We start from the raw sequence: 21,039 nt of genomic DNA, 5'->3' as shown, positions 1-21,039 counted from the left end.
GGCCGGCCTTCAGCCTGCGTTCGTCCGGCCGACCCGTTTGCACGATCCCTGCGACCGGACCGGGAGTGTCGATGGACAAGGAACTCGAGGACTACGCGGACCGCGCCTGGCGTGGTGACGAGCCGCTGTTCGCCTACTACAAGGGTGAGCTTCGCAAGGACGGGCTCCGCCGGATCGACGACGGTGTGTGGATGTGGGCGGCGACCGGCAACGTCTACGTCTTCGAGACGGCCGACGGTCTGGTGCTCTTCGACACCGGCGACCGCAACACCGCGACCGCGCTGCACGCGGCGGTGCGGGCACGCAGCACCGCGCCGGTCGTCACCGCCGTCTACTCCCACGGCCACATCGACCACGTCCTCGGGCTGTCGCCGTTCGAGGCGGAAGCGGCCGAGCGCCACGACCCCGCGATCTCGGTCGTGGCGCACGCCGCCGTGCCGGAGCGCTTCGCCCGGTACCGGCTGACCGCCGGGTACAACGCGACCGTCAACCGCCGGCAGTTCCGCGCTCCGGGCATCACGTGGCCGACGGACTATCGCGAACCCGACCGTACCTACCTCGACACGCTCACTCTGCGGCACGGCGATCTGACGATGGAGCTGCGGCACGGCCGCGGCGAGACCGACGACGCGACGATGGCCTGGCTGCCCGACCGGCGCATCCTGTGCTGCGGCGACTTCTACGCCTGGGTGGCGCCCAACGCCGGCAACCCGCAGAAGGTGCGCCGCCACGTGGCCGAGTGGGTGCGGGCGCTGCGCTGGATGGCCGGCCTCGGCGCCGAGATACTGCTGCCCGGCCACGGTGTGCCGGTGGTCGGCGCCGATCGCGTCCGCGAGACGCTGCTCGGGTCGGCGACGTTGCTGTCGACACTGCACGACGGTGTGGTGGCGATGATGAACGAGGGCTGCACGCTCGACGAGATCCTGCACGCCCCGCTGGTCACGCCGGAGGTGTCAGCCCTGCTGGCCCAGCCGTGGCTGCGTCCTACCTACGACGATCCGCAGTTCATCGTCCGCACCGTCTGGCGTACCTACGGCGGCTGGTACGACGGCGACCCGTCCACCGTGGGACCGGCGCCGCGCGCCGACCTGGCCGCCGAGGTGGCGCAGCTCGCGGGCGGGGCGTGCCGCCTGGCCGAGCGCGCCCTCGACGCGGCGGACCGCGGCCGGCTCGACCTCGCCGGTCACCTCGCCGAGTGGGCGGCGCTGAGCGCTCCCGAGGACCGTGACGTGCAGCGGATCCGCGCCGACGTGTTCGGGCGGCTCGCCGCCGGCACGCCGGCGTTGATGGCGCAGGGCATCTACACCTGGGCCCAGGCCGAGGCCCAGGCCAAGGCCGACGACGTCGACCCGTGGTCGACCATGCGCGGAGGCCGCTGGGCACCCTGACACCGGCAAGCGCGGCCGGACACGACAGCGGGGGCGGTACCCGGAACCGGGTGCCGCCCCCGATCGTCTGCCGTCAGTCGCCGGACTCCTCGACGATCATCACACCGTTGCCGTCCGGGTCCTCCACGGAGAAGAACGCGCCGAACGGGGCGTCGAAGACCGGCGACGCCTCCACGCCCGCCGACGCCAGCTCGTTGTGCAGGCCCTTGACGTCCTTGCACGCCACGGAGATGTGCTGCGCTCCGGGGCGGAGGCCGCCCACGCCCCAGGTGGCGAGCACCACTGTGGTCTCGCCTCCCGGAGTGCCCAGCTGCAGCCAGCGCAGGCCCGGCTCCGGCGGCATCTCGTCCGGGGTCATCTCGTGGTCATTGATCACCTCGAATCCGAGGCGGGCGTAGAAGTCCTTAGCCTTGTCCTGGTCGGTGACCGGGATGGTGATCAATGTGATGTGGCTGATTCCCATGGAATTTCCCATCTCACGGCATATGGGCGAACAGTGCGATCATCCTACCGAACCGGCCCTCGTTGTCCATGCCTGAGACGCGCATGTCCGGCGCGGATTGTCATGGTCGCGCCGGACGAGTGCGATGGCGAGATCAGTTCGATTTCACCATTTCCCGGCGCAGGGTGTCGGCCGCGTTTCCGGTGCGCATTTCACACACCCGGACGAGCGTGTCGTAGGCGACGAGCGCCCCGCGTACCGTCTCGTTGTAGAGATCCTGCGCGGCCACGCCGAGATCGCGCATGGGCTGCATGAACAGCAGGAAGAACGCGTTGAAGTCGTACCCGTTCAGGATCTCCTCGCCGATCGGCTCCATGCGCTGGAGCAGCTGCACCCGCACCCGCAGCTTGCGCAGGTAGGCGATGCGCGCCTGGGCCATGCCGGCGAAGCCGCCCTCACCGGCCTGACGCAGCCGGTTCTCGAAACACTCGTCCCGGCCCTTCGCCAGCGCGAGCGCGCTGTACCGCTGCAGCTCCCCGTACTCGCGGACGGCGGTGTCGATCTGGTCCACGGTCCCGTCCAGGGCACGGAAGGTCTGCGAGTAGGTCTTCAGGACGCCCGCCATCTGCTCGGCCACGTTGGCGGCGTCGAACGAGCCGTCCGGTGACACGGCTCCGGCGGAGGCTTCGACGACGTACCGCACCGTGTCGTCGAGGCAGGCCAGCGAATCGAGGCAGTCGCGAACGGCGCGCAGCGTCGCGCCGGTCGCCACCGCGTCGGACACCAGGCCGGTGACGATCTCGCCGGCGTCCCCGGCGGCGTAGTTGGTCGGGGGGCACTCATTGTGTAGACCCAGTACACCCACAGCTTCCTCCCTCACTGGTGATCGAGCTCTCCCTCGACCCTAGGGGCGCTGCGGGGGCCGGGACTTCTCCTGTGTTGCCCGCCGACACGACCGGCCGGGATAGGCAAGCGGCGAGAAGCCGGGCCGCGGGCGGGCGCGAAGAATGATCGCGGAGAGCGCGGCGAACCTGCGGAAGGGTGGTGCCCGATGCCCGGCGACGCGACGACCGATGCGGTGTCGACCCCGGAACTGGCGGAGGTGTTCGACCGGGCGGCGCCACGGTACGACCGCACCGGCGTCCGCTTCTTCGGCCCGATCGGTGCCCGCCTGGTGGCGGGGCTCGATCTGCGCCCGGGTGAGGACGTGCTCGACGTCGGCTGCGGGCAGGGCGCCTGCACCGTTCCGGCCGCCCGCGCCGTGGGGCCGGGCGGCTCGGTGATCGGCATCGACGTGGCTCCGGCCATGGTGGAGGGTGCCCGGGCGGAGATCGCCGACGAGGGGCTGACGAACGTGGAGGTGCGGGCCGGTGACGCGGCCGCACCCGGTTTCGCCCCGGCCGGCTTCGACGCGATCGTCGCGGGCCTGGTGATGTTCATGCTGCCCGATCCGGCGGACGCCGCGGCCCGCTACCGCCGGCTGCTGCGGCCGGGCGGCCGCTTCGCGATGACCACCTTCGGCGCCGACGACCCCGCGTTCTTCCACGTCACCGACGCCGTCGTGCCGTACGTGGACGGTGGTATGCCCCCGGTGCCCGGCCGCACCGACAACCCGTTGCGCTCGAAGGAGGGGATACACCGCCTGCTGCGCGACGCCGGCTTCACCGACACGCGGATCGACGACGAGACGCTCGACCTGGAGTTCACCGACCCGGGGCAGTGGTGGGCCTGGCTGTGGCAGACGGCCGGCCGGATGGTGCTCGAGCGGGTGCCCGAGGAACGGCTGGGTGAGGCGCGAGCGGCCGCCGAGGCTCGGATGGGGCAGGTCGCCGCCGACCGCGGACGCCTGGTCGTGCACTGGAACGTCTGGTACTCGTACGCCACCGCCGGCTGACTTCGAGCCCGGCCCGAAGGGGGATCCGTCATGGCCGCAACCAGCCCGCCGACGTTGCAGGGCCTCCCGCTGTTCGGCAACGCCTTCGCCTTCATGCGTGACCCGGTCGCGCTGGCCCGCGCCGGCTACGCCGAGCACGGTCCCGTGTTCGCGCTGCGGATGGGGCCGCGGCGCTCGGTCGTCGTGGCCGGCGTCGCGGAGAGCCGGCACGCCATCGCGCTGCCCGAGACGATCCTCGCCGTCCAGCCGGTCTACCAGTGGCTGAAGCCCATGTTCGGCGCGGTCATGCAGGCCGCCGACCATCCGGACTACCTGCGTCAGCGGGCCGCGCTGCTGCCTGCCTTCCACAGCCGCAACCACGCGGACTACCTGGCCGCCATCATCGGCGAGACGAGCGACTGGATGGGCCGGCTCGGCCCGCGCGGCGAGTTCGACGCGCGCGCCGACCTGGAACGGCTGAGCATGGACATCGCCGTACGCCTGTTCCTGGGCTCCGGCTTCCGCGCCCGGCACGGCGACCGGTTCCGGTCGCTCTTCCTCGACATCGCGGCCGGGATGGAGTTCTTCCTGCCGGCCAACCTGCCGACGCCGCGCCTGCGCCGGCGCGACCGGGCGCGCCGGGAGATGTTCGAGCTGATGGGGCCGCACCTGCGGGCCGTCCGGGAGGATCCGGACACCGGCCGGTACGGCTTCCTGCCGCACCTGATCTCCGGCGGCGCGGCCTTCGGCGACGAGACCGTCATCGGGCTCACCCTGATCCTGGTGTACGCGGCGTACGAGACGACCGCGGCCCAGCTGGCCTGGTCGCTCATCCTGCTGCTGCAGCATCCGAAGGAGCTGGCGGCCATGGAGGAGGAGATCGCCGACCTGCCGCGGCACGCCGGCGACTGGACCGTCACGGACCTGCACCGGCAGCGACGGCTGTTCGAGGCGCTGCTGGAGTCCCAGCGGCTCCGGCCGGTCACGACGCTGCTGACCCGGCAGACCGTCACCGCGTACGAGGTCGGCGGTTTCACCGTGCGGGCGGGCTGGCAGACCCTGTTCTGCCCGCCCGTGACGCACCGCGTGCCGGAGGTGTTCCCGGATCCGGACCGGTTCGACCCCGACCGGTTCAGCAAGGACCGCGACACGGACGGCCGGGCGGCGGCCGGCCTGCTCAACCTCGGCGGCGGCCTGCACGCCTGCCTGGGCGCCCGCTTCGCCGACCTGGAGATGAAGGCGGTGCTGGCGATGCTGACCCGCTCGTACGACATGGAACTGGGGATCGCCGAGCCGCGGCAGGCGCCGGGGCTGGGTGTGGCCCGGCCCGCGTCGTGCCCGGTGCGGTACACGGCCCGGTTCTGACCTCGAGGCCGTCGGCGGACCGGGGTCCACCGACGGCCACGGGCACCGGCGTGTCCCGGGTACTCAGCGGACCTGCGCCCGGCGCGGCCCGGCCTGGGACTCGATCATCAGCAGGGGGAACGCGAGCAGCAACGGCGGGTCCAGCAGGGCCGGCCGGCGCAGCGGGATGCCGGCCGCGACGGTGGCCTGCGCCGCGACCGGCTCGTCGGGGATCTCGGCGGAGCCGACGCAGATGCCGGCCGAGGGCTCCTCGGTGAGGACCTCGCCGATGGTCACGTCGGTGCGGGCGCTGACCGCGAGCACGCCCGCCTTTCCCGCTACGTCGAGCGGCAGCGGGAACACCCCCGGCGAGAGGATCGCGGCGCAGGACGAGGGCCGTTGCTGCGGTATTCCGGACCGGAAGGTGGCGACCACGGTGAGGCCCGGGTGGCCGTCCGGGCGGGCCCCGACGTGGAGGAGCGCGAACGGCTGGCGCGCGGGCCGGGCCGGTCGGGTGGAGACCAGCTCGCGCAGGGGCACGTCCGCGACTGCCCGGCCGTAGGTGCGGAAGCGGCCGGGTGACACGCCGACGAGGCGGGTGAACTGGGTGGTGAAGGTGCCGAAGCTGGAATAGCCGACCGCCATGCTGATGTCGGTCGCGCTGGCGTCACTGCGCAGGAGCCGGCGTTTCGCCTCGGCCATCCGCACGGCGGTGAGGAACCGGCCCGGCGTGACGGCGGTCAGCATCCGGAACACGCGGTGGAAGTGGAACGGGCTCATCAGCGAGGCCCGGGCGATGTCGTGCAGCCGGTGAGGCTCGTCGAGGTGGCGCCGCATCGACGTCACCGCCTGGGTGATCGCTCCGATGTGCACGGAGGCCGCGGGTGCGGTGGTGGTCCCGGTGTCGTGGACGGCAGGCATGGGGCGTCGGACCTCCTGAGGGGATTGCGGAGATCGATCAACGACGGCAGCAGCAGGGCCGGGATGGACGTCGGCGGAGCACTGCCCGAGTAGATGCTATAAATTCATATAGCAATCGGCAAGCCCTTGAGAGCTATGCGTAGACAGTCCGCGACGGTACGTGCTGCACCGGTTGGCGGGCAGCTGCGTGATATCCGACACCCGCAATCGATTTCATCGGATTGTTTCCTGGCAGAGCGCATTCGCCACCGAAGGCGCCGCGCCGAATCGGTCGAGCAGTTGCAGGCCGATCCGGCGGATTGTCCGCAACATTCGATAGGACGTGCCGTGCTCGTCGTGCCGGGCCATCAGGAGCGACTTGTCGACCAGGCGGTTGAGCAGCGGACGCAGATCGATCCGGACGTCGCGGTCGCAATAAGATCGGGCGGTCGTCTCGACCATGTCCGGGCTCACCGGTTCCTCCATCCCGCTGATCAGCGCGAGGCACTGCTGCTCGGCCAGCGTGAGCCGGTCCACCGTGCGTACCACGGCCGCGTGCAGCGAGCGGTGGTGCGCGGGCGTGCCCCGGCGGCTGGCGTCCAGCAGCCGGAGCGGATCCCGGCACTGCTCGGCGAGTTCCGGCAGGCCGGTGGTGCGCAGCACGCGGGCGGCCAGTTCCAGCGCGAGCGGCAGGCCGTCGAGCCGGCGGCAGATGGTGGCGACCAGGGCGCAGTTGTCCTCGTCCACCGAGAAGGCCGGGCACGCCTGGGTGGCGCGCCGCGCGAACAGCGCCACGGCGGGCACCCTCAGCATGGCCGCCGGGTCGGCCGGCGTCTCCGGCCCGGGCGGCCGGAGCGGGCCGATCGTCAGGATCGTCTCGTACGGCAGGCCGAGAAGCTCCCGTGAGGTGACCAGGACGCGTGCCTGTGGACAGGACCGCAACAGGTCGTCGACGAGCCCGGCGCAGGGCTCCAGGACGTTCTCGGCGTTGTCGAGGAGGAGCAGGATCTGCCGGCCGGCCAGATCCTCGAACGGCCGGGCCGGAGCGGCGTGACGGTGCGGGAGCAACGGGTGCAGGGTTCGCCGTACGGCGTCGGCCGCGTCCGCCGTGCCGCACGCCGTGGCCAGGTCCACCACCGCGACGCCGTCGCGGAAGTCCGGCCGGGCGGCGGCCGCCGCCGCGCGCGCGACGGCGCTCTTGCCCACCCCGGCCGGCCCGCTCAGCGTGATCAGCCGCTGCTGGGCGAGCAGGTCACGTAGCTGTCGCAGCTCGTCCTCGCGGTCGATCAGCGGGTCGACCGCCGGTCCCGGCCCGAGCCAGCCGCCGGATGAGGGGGCCGGGACCCGGTTCCCGCCGGCCGCGACCAGTTGCCGGTGCACCCGGCGCAGCTCGTGGCCGGGTTCGACGCCGAGTTCGGCCTGCAGCCTGGTGCGGATCCGGTCGTAGTGGGACAGGGCCGAGGCGCCGTGACCGGCGCGTCGCTGGGTCTCCAGGTAGAGCGCCTGCGCGGCCTCGTTGAGGGGGTCCACCTGGGCGAGGCGTTCGGCGGTGGGCAGAACCGCGACGGCGCCCTTGCTGGTCAGGCCGGCCCGGACGTACGCCATCGCCACCGTGGTCCACTTTCCCCGGAGCAGGGTGACGTCCTCGCACCCGGGCAGCAGGGACTCGAGGTCGGTGGTCAGCGAGGCAGGCCACTCGCCGAGCGCCCGGCGCAGCAATCCGTACGCCTCGCCGGCGGCGCCGGAGGCCAGCAGTTGCAGGCCGTGGTCGGCGTGGCTGTGGAAACGACTGACATCCACCGCGTCGGGTGGCAGCCGCAGCTGGTAACCCGCCCCGCTGTGCCCGATCACGTTGGTGCGGTGCCGCGCCGGGGTGTCCGGTTCCATCAGCTGGCGCAGCCGGGCGATGTACGTGTGCACCAGCGACTGCGGCGCTCCGGGCGGCTGGTTCTCCCAGAGCGCCTCGATGATCTCGTCGATCGGCACCGGGGTGCCGTGGCGCAGGGCCAGCAGGGCGATGAGTGCCCGTTGTTTGCGGGATCCGAGGTCGACCTTGCGGGAATCGATTACTGCGTGGATGGCACCGAGGACTTCAATCTCCACAATTGCCGCACGCAACACGTTGCCCCCAGGTCGCCCGTATCGACGTCAACCAACGTCAGAGTAGTAATTACTTCGGGAAAGCTGAAGTGCACAAATATTGCGCCGTAAATTGGTTCGCTATATGTAGCCTGGGCCATGTGCCGAGGACCGGACGGCCGAAGGCCGAGTTGGTGCTGACCGACGAGGAGCGCGCGACGCTGCTGCGTTGGTCCCGGCGAGCGAAGTCCTCCCAGGCTCTGGCGCTGCGGTGCCGGATCGTCCTGGCCTGTGCGGAACCCGGAGCGACGAACGCCGCCGTGGCGGCCGAACTGGGGGTGTCGCGACCGACGGTGGGGAAGTGGCGCAGCCGTTTTCTGCAACAGCGTCTGGATGGTCTGGCCGACCGGGACCGGCCGGGCCGGCCGCCGTCGGTCGGTGCCGACCGGGTGGAGGAGGTGCTGGTGTCCACGCTGGAGGAGACACCCCCCGGTGCCACCCACTGGTCCCGCAGGTCCATGGCCGAGAGAACCGGGCTCTCGCGCTCGACCGTCGGGCGGATCTGGCGCAGATTCAACCTCAAGCCGCACCGGGACGCACCGTTCAACCTCTCGGCCGACCCGGTGTTCACGTCGAAGGTGGTCGACGTGGCCGGGCTGTATCTGAACCCGCCCTCCGGCGCAATCGCGCTCGTGGTGCACGAGACTGCACGGATCCAGCCGGGGCCGTCGGCGGAGCCCGGACGGCATGCCCGGGACCGCCTGCGTGCCGGCGCCGCCGGTCTGTTCGCCGCGCGCACCGCCGCCGACGGCGCCGCCGCGAGCCGCCGGCACGGGGCGGCGGATCTCAAGAGGTTCCTCGCCCGTGTCGACGCCTCGGTGCCCGCCGAGCTGGACGTCCACCTCATCTGTGACCACCACGGCGCTCCCGACATCCCCGCCGTCACGTCCTGGCTGGACCGGCACCCTCGCTTCCGCGCGCACCTCACCCCGACGGGTTCGGCCTGGGTCGCCCAGCTCGACCGCTGGTTCGGCTTCCTCGCCGACCAGATGGCCCTCCGCGGTGCCCCGCAGTCCGTACAGGCCCTGGAAGCCGGCATCGGCTCGTGGATCGTGGAGCGGGACGAGGACCCCGTCCCCTTCAGCTGGACGAAGACGACCGACGAGATCATCGAGTCCTTCGGCCGATTTATACAACGGACTTCTGGCGCGGGCCGGTAGAGATATCAGCCACCGAAACGCGATTTCGTTACTATATGTAATTCAAGTTTTCTTCAAGAGCGGATGTGCAGACTGGCGCCGCACGGACACTGTGGATCGATCCCGCGGGAGCGTCATGAGAACCGACAACGCAACGCTCGACGAAACCCGCCCTCGTAGCTGGCGCCGCCTGCTGCATCAGCCGGACCGCCTCGCCGACTTCACGGTCCGGGGCTTCGCGTCCGACCCTCCCGAACTTCGCGCCAGGCTGGAGACCGCCGCGGGAACCTTCCTCGCCGGCTTCAACGAGGGACTCGCCGCCCCCGCCGGCACGCCCCCGCGATTCGACGACCGGCCGGACTCCCTGCGCGGCTTCGCCGTCGAAGGGCTCGCCATGCAGGCCGCCCTGCTCGACCTTCTCGTCCCGGGCAGCCGCCGGCTGCCGGCCGTGCTGCACCTGCACGGCCCGGCCCACGTCCACCTGATCCACGTCGGCGTGGGCTGGGCGATGGCCAAGCTGCGCTGGCCGTTCTGGGCCCGGCTGTCCGGACTGGACCCGCTGCTGCGCTGGCTCGCGCTCGACGGCTGGGGCTTCTCCGCCGGGTTCTTCGCCGACGCCGGGCGGCTGCGCCGCATCACCGCCCACCCGCGCCGGTGCTCCGAGCGCTGCGCCATCCGCTACCAGGGTGTCGGCCGCAGCCTGTGGTTCCGCGGCACCGCGGAGCCCACCCGGGTGGCGGACCTCGTCGCCACGCTGCCGCAGTGGCACCACGGCGACGCCTGGAGCGGCGTGGGCCTCGCCGCCGCGTACGCCGGCGGGGTCTCGCCGGAGGGTCTCGCCACGCTGCGCGACCGTGCCGGAGCGCACGCCGGTGACCTCGGTCAGGGTGTGGCCTTCGCCGCCGCCGCCTGGCAGCGCGGCGGCTGGACTCCACCCGAACTCGCCACCACCGTTCACGCGCTCACCGGCGCCGACCCGAGCACCGCCGCGGACTGGACCCGCGAGGCCGAGGCCGGACTCCGCACGCCCGCCACCGGCCCGGTCGAGTACCAGACGTGGCGGCAGCGCATCCGGGCCCGCGTGCTGCTCGCGTCGCTCTGATCCGCCCGCGACCACATCCGAGGGGGAACCTGTGCCGTCCGCTGTTCGTAGAACGCTCGTACCCGCCCTGGCCGTGCTGCTGTGTGTCGTGGCCGGTCTGTTCACCCGGCTGCCGTCGGTCTCCGCGTCCGAGGCCGACGCCCTGAGCGTCCGCTTCGCCTTCACGTCGGCCCCGCTGAACGCCGCCGGGGACACTCGGCGGCTCCGCGAGGTCCAGCCCGCACTGAACCACCTCGCCGCGTGGATCTCCGCCGTCGGCGCGAGCGTCGGACTCGGCGACTTCGACGGCGACGGTCTGCCGAACGACCGCTGCCTGGTCGACCCCCGCGACGACTCGGTCACCGTGGCGCCGGTGCCCGGTACCGGCGAGCGGTACACCGCCGTCACCCTCCAGCCGACCGGCGTCGAGTACGACGCCCGCACCACCGCGCCCATGGGATGCCTCCCCGCCGACTTCAACGACGACGGCGCACTCGACGTCCTCGTGTACTTCTGGGGCCGCGTACCGCTGCTCTATCTGCGCCAGCCCGGCGACGGCGCGCCCGGCGCCGGCGGCTTCCGGGCGAGCGACGTGGTCGCTCCCGGCGAGATCTGGAACTCGACCACGGCGAACGTCCTCGACGTCGACGGCGACGGCGGCCTGGACATCCTGATCGGCAACTACTTCCCGGACGGCGCCCGGGTGCTCGACCGCACCGCCGCCGACGATCCGGTGATGCGGATGCAGGACTCCATGTCCCTGGGCCGCAACGGCGGCCGCAACCGCCTTCTGATGTTCGACGGGAACACCCTCGCGGCCGGCGGTGCGCCCGTCCCCGCGTACGCCGACCGGTCCGACGCCTTCACCACCGACCAGGCGCGGGCCTGGACCCTCGCCACCGGAGCGCAGGACCTGACCGGCGACGGCCTGCCGGAACTCTATGTCGCCAACGACTTCGGGCCCGACAACCTGCTCGTGAACGAGTCCCGTCCCGGCCGGCCCGCGTTCCGCGAGGTGAGCGGCACGCGCGACCCGCTGGCCCCCAAGTCCAAGGTGATCGGGCACGACTCGTTCAAGGGCATGGGCGTCGCCTTCGACGACCTGAACGCCGACGGCCGGCCGGACCTGCTGGTCAGCAACATCACCTCGCCGTTCGCACTGCAGGAGAGCAACTTCGCCTTCGTCAGCACGGGCGGCCGGTTCACCGCCGGGCGCGCGCCGTACCGAGACCGCAGCGAGGAACTCGGGCTGTCCCGCAGCGGCTGGGCCTGGGACATCAAGGCCGCCGACTTCGACGCCGACGGCCGCCGCGAGATCACCCAGGCGGTCGGCTTCCTGCACGGCGGGACCGACCGCTGGGCGGAACTCCAGGAACTCGCGATGGCCAACGACACCTTCCTGAAATACCCGTGGGCCTGGCCGAACTTCCGGCCCGGCGACAGCCTGTCCGGGCACGAGCGCAACCCCTTCTTCGTACGCGGCCCGGACGGCCGGTTCGTCGACGTGTCGAAGCGGCTGGGGATGACCGGCACCCAGGCATCCCGGGCCGTCGCCGTCGGGGACGTCGACCACGACGGGCGGCTCGACATGGCGGTCGCCAACCAGTGGGCCGCCTCGGAGTTGTTCCGCAACACCGGTCCGGCGACGACCCATCTCGGGTTGCGGCTGGTGGTGCCCACCGCCAACGGCGCGACCCGGGCGGCGATCGGCGCTCGCGTCGATGTGCGCCGCGCCGACGGTACGACGCAGACCGATCAGCTGTACCCCGCCAACGGGCACACCGGCGTGAACGCCGACGAACTGTACTTCGGCCTCGGCGGCAGCCCGTCCGCCCAGGTCCGGATCACCTGGCGCGACGCCGCCGGACAGCACGAGACGAGCACCACGCTCGCCTCGGGCTGGCACACGGTCACGCTGCGACCCGAGTCCTGATCAAGGAGAGAACCATGGCCAACAAGGACCCCCGGATCGTCGCGCTGCGCCGGTTCGCCCTGTCCATCACCGTGTTCACCCTGCTGGGGCACACCGTCCTCGGATTCGAGCAGTCGTGGCTCACCCCGATCGCCGCGCTGCTCACCGCGTACGCCCTCGAGCTTCTCCTGGAGACGCTCGAGGCCCGCGCCGAGCGCCGCCCGGTCCGCTACCGCGGCTCCGCCGTCGATCTCGCCAACTTCCTGCTGCCCGCGCACATCGGGGGACTGGCCTGCGCGATGCTGCTCTACGGCAACGAGCGGCTGTGGCCCACCCTGTTCGCCGTCACCGTCGCGATCGCGAGCAAGTACGTGGTGCGGGTGCGCCTCACCGCCGGGGGACCGGCGAAGCACGTCCTCAACCCGAGCAACTTCGGCATCGTCGTGACGCTGCTGTGCTTCACCTGGGTGGGGATCGCACCGCCGTACCAGTTCACCGCGAACATCAACGGGATCTGGGACTGGGTGGTGCCCGGCGCCATCCTGGCCGCCGGCACGATGCTCAACGCGAAGCTGACCCGGCGCGGGCCGCTGGTCGCCGCCTGGGTCGCGGGCTTCGCCGCGCAGGCGGTGCTGCGGTCGGTGATCTTCGACCACGCTCTGGTGGCGGCGCTCCTGCCGATGACCGGCGTGGCGTTCGTCCTGTTCACCAACTACATGATCACCGACCCCGGAACCACCCCGCACGCGCCGCGCCGGCAGGTCGTGTTCGGTCTGGCCACCGCGGCGGTGTACGGCACGCTCGTGCTCCTGCACATCGAGTTCGGACTGTTCTTCGCGCTCACCACGGTGTGCGTCGGCCGCTGGGTGGCGATCGTGACGGCCCGCCGGATCCGCGAGCGGCGGCAGCCGGTCACCGGAACCGGTGCGCCGGAACCCGCCTCCCAGCCCGCCGTTCCGGTCGGAGCCCGGGCATGACCGGCACGGGAGCCCCCGTCGTCGTGGTGGGCATGGCCTGCCGTTACCCGGACGCCGCGGACCCGGGGCAGCTCTGGCAGACGGTGCTCGGACGCCGGCGTGCCTTCCGGCCCATGCCACCGGAACGGCTGCCGGTCGCCGACTACCACCGGCCCGGGCCCGACGAGGTCGACCACACCTACGTCGACCGCGCCGCCGTCCTCAGCGACTGGGTGTTCGACCGGTCCCGCTTCCACGTGCCCGGTGAGGTCTTCCGGGCGGTCGACCTGACCCACTGGCTGGCCCTGGAGGTGGCCGCGGACGCGCTCGCCGACGCCGGCTGCCCGGCGGGTGCGGGCCTGCCCAACGACCGGGTCGGCGTGATGCTCGGCAACTCGATGACCGGCGAGTTCAGCCGCGCCAACGGGCTCCGCCTGCGCTGGCCGTACGTGCACCGGCTGCTCGCCGAGACGCTGGCCGGGCTGGACCTGTCGGACGCCGAGCGGGAGAAACTGCTCGCCGCAGCGGAGGACCGGTACAAGGAGCCGTTCCCGCCGCCGGGTGAGGAGACGCTCGCCGGGGCGTTGTCCAACACCATCGCCGGCCGGATCTGCAACCACTTCGACTTCCACGGCACCGGCTACACGGTCGACGCAGCCTGCGCCTCGTCGCTGATGGCGGTCGCGACGGCCGCCCGGATGCTCGCCGACGGCGATCTCGACGTCGCGCTGGCGGGCGGCGTGGACCTGAGCCTGGATCCGCTGGAACTGGTCGGCTTCGCCCGCGTGGGCGCGTTGGCCGCCGGCGACATGCGGATCTACGACTCGCGGCCGACCGGGTTCCTGCCGGGGGAGGGCTGCGGGATCCTGGTCCTGTGCCGTGAGGACTTCGCCGCGGAGCACGGCCTGCGGCCGTACGCGCGGCTGCACGGCTGGGGTACGTCGTCGGACGGCAACGGCGGGCTGACCCGGCCCGAGGCCGCCGGTCAGCTGCTCGCGCTGCGGCGCGCGTACGACCGGTCGGGTCTCACTCCCGAGCAGGTGTCGTTCGTGGAGGGGCACGGCACCGGCACCGCGGTCGGTGACGAGACCGAGTTGTCCGCGCTGCGCGACCTGCACGCCGGCCGCCGCCTCCCGGCGGTGCTGGGCAGCGTGAAGGCGAACATCGGACATACCAAGGCGGCGGCCGGGGTCGCCGGGATGATCAAGGCCGTACTCGCGATCCACCACCAGGTGATTCCGCCGACCACCGGCTGCGAGTCACCCCATCCCGCACTGGCCGCCCCCGGGTCGCCCCTGGTGGTGACCGACGAGCCGGCGCCGTGGCCCGGCCCGGACCGGTACGCGTCGGTCAGCGCCATGGGCTTCGGCGGCATCAACGCCCATGTGGTGCTGGGCGGGATCTCGCCCACCACCCGACGGGCCGTCACCGACGCGGAGCGCCGGGCCGCCCGGCCCCTGCCGTCGCACGAGGTCGTGGTGTGCGCGGCGGCCGACCGTGCGGCCCTGACCACGCGGTTGACCGATCTGGCCGACCTGGCCGGCCGGTTGTCCCGCGCGGAACTGGGTGATCTCGCGGCCACGCTGGCCGCGGAACCGCTCGCCGCGGGCGCCGTCCGGTTCGCCGCCGTCGTGCGCGACCCGGACGGCCTGGTCCGCGCCGCCCGGCGCGCCGTGACCGCGCTGGCCGAGGCGGGCACCGAGCTGTTCGACCCGGAGGCCGGTGTCTTCCTCGGCGCGGGTGCGGCGCCCCGGATCGGATATCTGTTCTCCGGGCAGGGGGCCCCGGTCCATCCGGGCGCGGGTGCGCTGGGGGAGCTGCTCGACGGGCCGCTCGCCGGGTACGACTCGGAGGTCGAGGTCGTGGCGGGCGCCGTCCCGGACACCGCCGTCGCCCAGCCCGCCATCCTGCGGGCCTCGCTCGCCGGCCTGACATGGCTGCGCCGGCTGGGCGTGGAGGCCGACGCGGCCGTCGGGCACAGCCTCGGCGAGATCGGGGCGCTGTGCTGGGCGGGGGCACTGGACGACAAGGAGGCTCTCGACCTCGTACGCGTTCGCGGCCGGCTGATGAGCGACGCCCCGGGTCGCGGCGCGATGGCCGCCGTCGCCGGGCCCACCGACCGGGTTCGCGAGCTGCTCCGCCCGGGCGGCCCGGTCGTGGTCGCCGGGGAGAACTCCGCGGGGCAGTGCACCGTGTCCGGCCCGGCCGCCGAGGTGGCCGAGTTCGTCGCCCGCGCCTCGTCGGCCGGCCTGCGGGCCACCGCACTGCCGGTCTCGCACGCCTTCCACTCGCCGATGATGGCCCCCGCGAGCCTCGCCCTGCGCGATCACCTCGTCGGACTCGCCGGGCGGGCCCCGCGACGGCCGGTCTGCTCCACGGTGACCGGCGACTGGCTCGGCACCGGCACCGACCTCGCCGACCTGCTCACCCGTCAGCTCGTCGAGCCGGTCCGCTTCCGCGACGCGCTGGCGCGCCTGGCCGAGCGAACCGACCTGCTGATCGAGGTGGGCCCGGGCACCGTGCTGGCCGGGCTGGCCGCGCATCTGCCGGATGCCCGCGTGGTGGCTCTCGACTCGGGCGCGTCCGGCCCGCAGGGCGTCGCCACGGTGACCGCCGCGCTGTTCGCGACGGGAGCCGGGCCGGACGTGGGCGCGTACTACGCGCGCCGGGCGTGCCGCCGGCTCACACCGGACTGGCGGCCGGTCTTCCTGCGCAACCCCTGCGAGACCACCAGCGGGCCGGCGCGGGCGCCGCAGCCTCGTCCCCGTCCGGCGCCCGCGCCCGCGTCCGCCCCGCCGGCGGTCACTGTGGACGACACCGACCTGCTGAGCTCCGTCACCCGGCGGGTGGCGGCCATGGTCGAACTCGACGCGGCCACGCTGAGCCCGGACACCCGGCTCGTCGCCGACCTGCACCTCAGCTCGCTGCGAGTCAGCCAGCTGGCGGTGGACGCCGCCGCGGCGGTCGGCCGGTCGGCGCCCGCGGTCCCGGCGGCCCTGGCCGACGCCACCATCGACCAGCTCGCCGCGATGCTCGCCACGCTGCCCGCGGCCGGGGAGGTCGACGCCCCGCCGGCCGGCATCGCCGGCTGGGTGCGCGCCTTCACCGACCATCTCGTCGAGTCGGCCGCCCCGGCGGCCCGGCCGGGAGCCCGGCGCGGCTGGACCGTGCTCGGCACCGAGGACCATCCGCTGAGCAGGGGGGTGGCCGAGCACTTCCCGCTCGCCGACACCCCCGACGCGCGGTTGCTGCTGCTGCCGCCGGGCCTCACGGTGCCGGCGGAGCTGGTCGTGACCGCGCTGCGCGCCACCGCGGCCGACGGGCTGCCGCTGGTGGTGCTGCACCACGGCGGCGTGGGCGCCGCGGTCGGCCGCAGTATCGCCATGGAGCGGCCGGGCGCCGCGGTGATGGTCGCCGAGACCCCGGTGGACGACCGTTGCCTCAAGCTCGTCGCCGAGGCGTCCGTCGACTGGACCGGCTACGTCGAGGCCGTCTACGACGAGGACGGTGTCCGCACCACCCGGGTCGCTGCTCCGCTCGCGCTGTCCCGCCGGGACGAGCGCATTCCGCTGGCCCCCGGTGACGTGCTGCTGGTGACCGGCGGGGCGAAGGGCATCGGGCTGGAGTGCGCCGCCGCGCTGTGCCAGGCCACCGGCGCCACGGTGATGCTCTTCGGCCGCAGCCCTGTCACGGACCCGGAGGTCCGGGCCGGCCTGGACCGGCTCGCCGCGCTCGGGATCACCGCCGCTTACCACGCGGTCGACGTCACCGACCGGGCCGCCGTGACGGCCGCCGTCGCCGCTGTCCAGGACCGGCACGGACCGGTACGCGGGCTGCTGCACGCCGCCGGCCACAACACGCCGCGGCGGATCGAGGACGTGACCGTCGAGGGTCTCCGTGCGACGCTGGCGCCCAAGGCCGACGGGTTCGACCACCTGGTCGCGGCCCTCGGCGACGATCTGCGCTTCGCCGTCGCCTTCGGATCCGTCATCGGCCGCACCGGCCTGACGGGCCAGGCGGAGTACGCCGTCGCCAACGAGTGGCTCGCCCGGCGCTGCGCGGAACTGACGCGGGAGCGGCCCGGCACCCGTTGGCTGACGGTGCAGTGGTCGGCCTGGTCGGGTGTCGGCATGGGGGTCCGCCTCGGGGTTCTCGACGCGCTGGTGCGCGACGGGCTCGAGCCGATCAGCGTCCCCGCCGGCACCGACCTGCTGCTGCGCCTGCTGGCGGCGCCGGACACCGGGCCGTGCGTGCTGGCCGCCGGCCGGCTGCCCGCCGGGCCGACCCTGCGCTACCTCGACGACGACCGCACCGGCGGGCGTTTCGCCGAGCGGGTGCTGGCGTCGACCCCGGGGGTGGAGAGCGTCCTGGGCGCCAGCCTGACCGCCGGCACCGACCCCTATCTGTCCGACCACGTCGTCGACGGCGTCCCGTTGCTGCCCGCCGTGCTGGGCCTGGAGGCGATGACGCAGGCCGCCACCGCGCTCACGGGGGCGCCGGGTACGCCGGTGCGCCTCACCGGCGTACGGCTCGAACGGCCGGTCACGGTGACCGACCGGCGTGACATCCGGGTCGCGGCTCTGGTCCACGACGACGGCCGGGTGGAGACCGCGCTGCGCAGCGACGACACCGGCTTCGCGGTGGACCACTTCGCGGCGGTGGTGACCACGGGCGCCGTGCCGGCACCCGATCCGGCGCCGGCCGTCGGGCTCGGGGAGCCGGGCCTGCCGGCGGCGGGCCTCTACGGCGGCCTCTACTTCCACGGGCCGGCGTTCCGGCGGGTGCGCGGGTATCACGCGCTGAGCGCGTACCGGTGCGTGTTCTCGGTCCGCGCCGAACCCGGCACCGCGTGGTTCGGCATGTACCTCGACGCGTCGCTGCGGCTCGGCGACCCGGGCGCCCGTGACGCCGTGCTGCACGGGCTGCAGGGCTGCGTCCCGGACCACCGCGTGCTCCCGGTCTCCGTCGAGCGGATCACCGTGTGGCACCGGCCCTCCGACGTGCTCACCGTCACCGCCCGGCAGCGCGCGGAGGACGGAGCCGAGTTCGTCTACGACGTGCTGGTGACCGACGAGTCGGGGCGCGCCGTCGAGGAGTGGACAGGGCTGGTCCTGCGCTCGGTGGCCGAGATCGGCTGGTCCGAGATGCCGGCGTTCCTCGCCGGTCCGGCAGTGGCCAGGCGGCTGCGGCACCGGCATCCGGGCATCGACGCCGCCGTGCTCCCCGCGACGCGCGGCGACGGTGGACCCACCATCCGGTTGACCGACTGGCTCACCGGCGCCGCGCTGGGCGAGCCCGGAGGCGCACGGCACGCCGGCGACGGGCGGGTCACCGTGCCGGGCGGCGGTGGTGTCTCGGCCAGTCACCTCGACGACCTCGTTCTCGTGGCAGTGGCCCCGGGCCCGGTCGGCGTCGACTGGGAACGTGTGGACGACCGCCCGCCGCCGCTGGAGGAACGGCACCGGGCCCTCGCCGTGCGGCTCGCGGCCGAGTCCGGGGAGGACGAGGCCACCGCGGCCGTCCGCGTGTGGACGGCGATCGAGGTGACCCGCAAGCTCGGGCTCGGGCCGTCGGCGCCGCTGGTGTTCACCGGCCGGGAGCCGTCCGGCACGCTCGGCCTGCGCAGCGGCGACCACGTGCTGAGCAGCGTGCTGCTGCGGACGACCGGGGACGCGCGGCAGGTCGCGGTGTGCGTGGGGACGCCGGCATGAGCGCCCCGGTCTACCGCTACCGGCACCGGGTGACGTTCGACGAGACGAACCTGGTGGGAAACGTCTATTTCGCCCACTACGCCCACTGGCAGGGGCACTGCCGGGAGCACTTCCTCGCCGACCAGGCGCCCTCGGTGCTCGCCGCCCTGTCGGACGGGCTGGCTCTGGTCACCGTGTCGATGTCGGTCGAGTTCTATGCCGAGAGCCACGCCTTCGACACGGTCGAGATCGAGATGTCGCTCGTCGAGCTCAACGGCAATCGCATCACGATGGGCTTCGACTATCGCCGGGTCCGCACGGACGGCGCTCCCGGCGAGCTGATCGCGCGGGGCCGGCAGACAGTGGCCGTGATGGAGCGGGTCGACGGCCGGTTGCAGCCCGCACCGGTGCCGGCCGACCTGGCGGCCGCGCTCGCCGTCTACCGCCGTCCCGCGGCGGGGGTGTGGGTCCGATGACGGTCGGTGTCATCGGCTGCGGGCGGATGGGCGTCGCCGTCACCCGCGCGGTCGCCGCCGCACGCTGCAGCGTGCTGCTCGCCGGACGGACGCCCGGCGCCGCGGCCGTCGCCACCGCAGGCGTACCGGGCGCCTTCGCCGCCGACATCCGCGTCGTCCTCGAACGGGCCTCGCTCGTCGTGCTCGCCGTTCCGCTCGGTCCGGCCTGCCGCGTGCTGACCGAGACCCCGGTGCCGGGCCGGGGCCGTCCGCTCCTGGACGTCACCAATCCGGCCCTCGGCGGTGAGGAGGTGCCGCCGCCCGGCTCGTCGGGTGCCCACCTGATCGCGGCGGCGGCGCCCGGCTGGCACGTGGTCAAGGCGCTGAACACCGTGCCCGCGGCGATGGTCGGCGAGCCGCTCTGCGGAGGGCTGCCGGTCTCCCTGCCGATGGCCGGCGACGACGCCGGGGCCAAGGGGCTCGCCGGTGCGCTGCTGTCCCGGCTCGGCTTCGCGCCGCTCGACGTCGGCGGGCTCGAACACGCCCGGGAACTGGAGTCCCTGGCCATGCTCCTGCAGGCCGTCAACCAGCGCCACGGCGTACACGGGCGGATCGGGCTGCACATCTGCGGCCCGGACGGCCCGGTGCGATCGCTCCACGCACCCGCGGCGCCGGGTGTGCGTCTCCCGTAACCGATCACACATCGAGGAGGAACCATGTCCGTAGCTGACCGGGAAGCAGTCCCGGTAGTCACCGTCGACGCGACACCGCGTGCCCGCACCTCCGCGGCCCTCGGATTCGCCGTGGCGGGCGCGGTGGCCGGGGTGCTGCTCGCCGTCGCCTGGTCGTTCACCTTCGTCGACTCGGTGATCGGCGACAACATCGCCAACTCGCTCCTGGGCCACGACGCGAAGGCGACGGCGATCGGCGGCTCCGCCGCCGGGCTCGCCTTCGCCTTCGTGTCCGGCCTCGCCGGTACGTTCACCGCCTGCAACGTCGCCGCGTTCGGGATGGTCCCGCAGGTCACCAGGGAGACGACGGCGTCCGGACTGCGCGGACTGCTCGCCCCGCTGGGCTGGCTCACGGCCGGCAGCATGGCGGTCGCGCTGACCTACGGCGCCGTGGGCGTGCTGCTCGGGGACCGACTGCCGCAGCTCTCCACCGCGACCACGGCCGGGGGCGTGCCGGTGCGGCTCGTGCAGGCGTCGGTCGTCTTCGGGCTGGCCGGCCTGGCCCTGCTCTACCTCGGTCTGGCGGCGTTGAAGCTGGTTCCCGACCCGTTCGCCGGCCGGCCGCGAGCCCGTCTGGTCGCGCTGGGCGTCATCATCGGCGCCTTCCTGATCGGCCGCCCGTTCCCGCTCTTCCACAAGCTCTTCCTCTACGCGGTGGCCGACCACAACCCGGCGTACGGCGCGGCCGTCTTCGGCCTGCAGACGCTCGGCAACATGCTGGTGATGGTCCTCGTCGTGGTGCTCGCATCGAGGTTGACCGGCGGGCGCCTGCTCAACGCTCCGAGCCGGCGTGGCACCGTGCTGTCGGGCGTCGCGCTGGTGCTCGTCGGCGTGTTCCTCGTCGTCTACTGGGACGTGCGAGTGCCGGCACTCTTCGGCGTCGGCTGGTTCCCGACCGCTCCCTGGAACTGAGCCGCCCACCGCTGCCGGTGCCGGCTCAGCCGGCACCGGCAGCGGTCGCCGGCTGGTGTCCGGCGGCGCAACCGCAC

15 protein-coding genes are annotated in these 21,039 nt (G+C 73.3%); 11 read left to right on the top strand and 4 right to left on the bottom strand.

The window, feature by feature from the left end; all coding sequences use genetic code 11:
• The first annotated feature begins 71 nt into the window (after positions 1–71).
• On the top strand, positions 72–1,388 hold the full coding sequence (locus V6U82_RS09565) for an alkyl sulfatase dimerization domain-containing protein (RefSeq protein WP_334460559.1): 1,317 nt from the start codon (positions 72–74) through the stop codon (positions 1,386–1,388).
• 73 nt (positions 1,389–1,461) lie between these two features.
• On the opposite strand, the gene V6U82_RS09560 is transcribed toward V6U82_RS09565, so the two are convergent.
• Positions 1,462–1,851 (bottom strand): VOC family protein, encoded by a 390-nt coding sequence (locus V6U82_RS09560; protein ID WP_167796872.1) that lies wholly within the window; start codon positions 1,849–1,851, stop codon positions 1,462–1,464.
• A gap of 133 nt (positions 1,852–1,984) precedes the next feature.
• Positions 1,985–2,695: a hypothetical protein gene (locus tag V6U82_RS09555; RefSeq protein WP_147252751.1), complete on the bottom strand. Its 711-nt coding sequence runs from the start codon at positions 2,693–2,695 to the stop codon at positions 1,985–1,987.
• 186 nt (positions 2,696–2,881) lie between these two features.
• On the opposite strand from V6U82_RS09555, the gene V6U82_RS09550 reads away from it, so the two are divergent.
• Both V6U82_RS09550 and V6U82_RS09545 read left to right on the top strand, forming a co-directional pair.
• A complete protein-coding gene (locus tag V6U82_RS09550) occupies positions 2,882–3,724 on the top strand; it encodes a class I SAM-dependent methyltransferase (protein WP_128137254.1) in 843 nt (280 codons plus the stop codon).
• Between the two features lie 30 nt (positions 3,725–3,754).
• Positions 3,755–5,068 carry a cytochrome P450 gene (locus tag V6U82_RS09545; protein WP_334460551.1) on the top strand — a complete coding sequence of 438 codons (1,314 nt, stop codon included), beginning with the start codon at positions 3,755–3,757 and terminating at the stop codon, positions 5,066–5,068.
• 63 nt (positions 5,069–5,131) lie between these two features.
• Here the strand turns inward: V6U82_RS09545 and V6U82_RS09540 are convergent, their stop codons facing one another.
• Both V6U82_RS09540 and V6U82_RS09535 read right to left on the bottom strand, forming a co-directional pair.
• Positions 5,132–5,968, bottom strand: a complete 837-nt coding sequence (locus V6U82_RS09540) for a helix-turn-helix transcriptional regulator (protein ID WP_128137252.1) — start codon at positions 5,966–5,968, stop codon at positions 5,132–5,134.
• Positions 5,969–6,181: 213 nt separating this feature from the next.
• Entirely contained in the window at positions 6,182–8,050 is a 1,869-nt protein-coding gene (locus V6U82_RS09535; protein ID WP_334460549.1) for a BTAD domain-containing putative transcriptional regulator, read from the bottom strand.
• Positions 8,051–8,052: 2 nt separating this feature from the next.
• Between V6U82_RS09535 and V6U82_RS09530 the strand changes: the two genes are divergently transcribed.
• From V6U82_RS09530 to V6U82_RS09495, 8 genes are all read left to right on the top strand, one after another.
• Positions 8,053–9,246 (top strand): IS630 family transposase, encoded by a 1,194-nt coding sequence (locus V6U82_RS09530; RefSeq protein WP_258544797.1) that lies wholly within the window; start codon positions 8,053–8,055, stop codon positions 9,244–9,246.
• 115 nt (positions 9,247–9,361) lie between these two features.
• On the top strand, positions 9,362–10,327 hold the full coding sequence (locus V6U82_RS09525) for a DUF1702 family protein (RefSeq protein WP_128137064.1): 966 nt from the start codon (positions 9,362–9,364) through the stop codon (positions 10,325–10,327).
• Between the two features lie 31 nt (positions 10,328–10,358).
• Entirely contained in the window at positions 10,359–12,239 is a 1,881-nt protein-coding gene (locus tag V6U82_RS09520; protein ID WP_334460546.1) for an FG-GAP repeat domain-containing protein, read from the top strand.
• Between the two features lie 14 nt (positions 12,240–12,253).
• On the top strand, positions 12,254–13,195 hold the full coding sequence (locus tag V6U82_RS09515; RefSeq protein ID WP_334460545.1) for an enediyne biosynthesis protein UnbU: 942 nt from the start codon (positions 12,254–12,256) through the stop codon (positions 13,193–13,195).
• Complete coding sequence (locus V6U82_RS09510; RefSeq protein WP_334460544.1) at positions 13,192–18,885, top strand: type I polyketide synthase; 5,694 nt, start codon at positions 13,192–13,194, stop codon at positions 18,883–18,885. The genes V6U82_RS09515 and V6U82_RS09510 overlap by 4 nt, the downstream gene beginning before the upstream one ends.
• The gene (locus V6U82_RS09505; protein WP_334460543.1) at positions 18,882–19,340 is read left to right on the top strand and encodes an acyl-CoA thioesterase; all 459 of its coding nucleotides are present in this window, start codon (positions 18,882–18,884) and stop codon (positions 19,338–19,340) included. Before V6U82_RS09510 ends, V6U82_RS09505 begins: the two co-directional genes overlap by 4 nt.
• Positions 19,337–20,011 (top strand): NADPH-dependent F420 reductase, encoded by a 675-nt coding sequence (locus V6U82_RS09500; RefSeq protein WP_334460542.1) that lies wholly within the window; start codon positions 19,337–19,339, stop codon positions 20,009–20,011. Before V6U82_RS09505 ends, V6U82_RS09500 begins: the two co-directional genes overlap by 4 nt.
• A gap of 24 nt (positions 20,012–20,035) precedes the next feature.
• Positions 20,036–20,962, top strand: a complete 927-nt coding sequence (locus V6U82_RS09495; RefSeq protein WP_334460541.1) for a hypothetical protein — start codon at positions 20,036–20,038, stop codon at positions 20,960–20,962.
• Positions 20,963–21,039 lie beyond the last annotated feature (77 nt).

The sequence above is a fragment of the Micromonospora sp. CPCC 205554 genome (assembly GCF_036902745.1).
Classification (GTDB): Bacteria; Actinomycetota; Actinomycetes; order Mycobacteriales; family Micromonosporaceae; genus Micromonospora; species Micromonospora tulbaghiae.
Note: the sequence above shows the minus strand (reverse complement) of the source record. Positions and strands in the feature narration are given on the sequence as shown.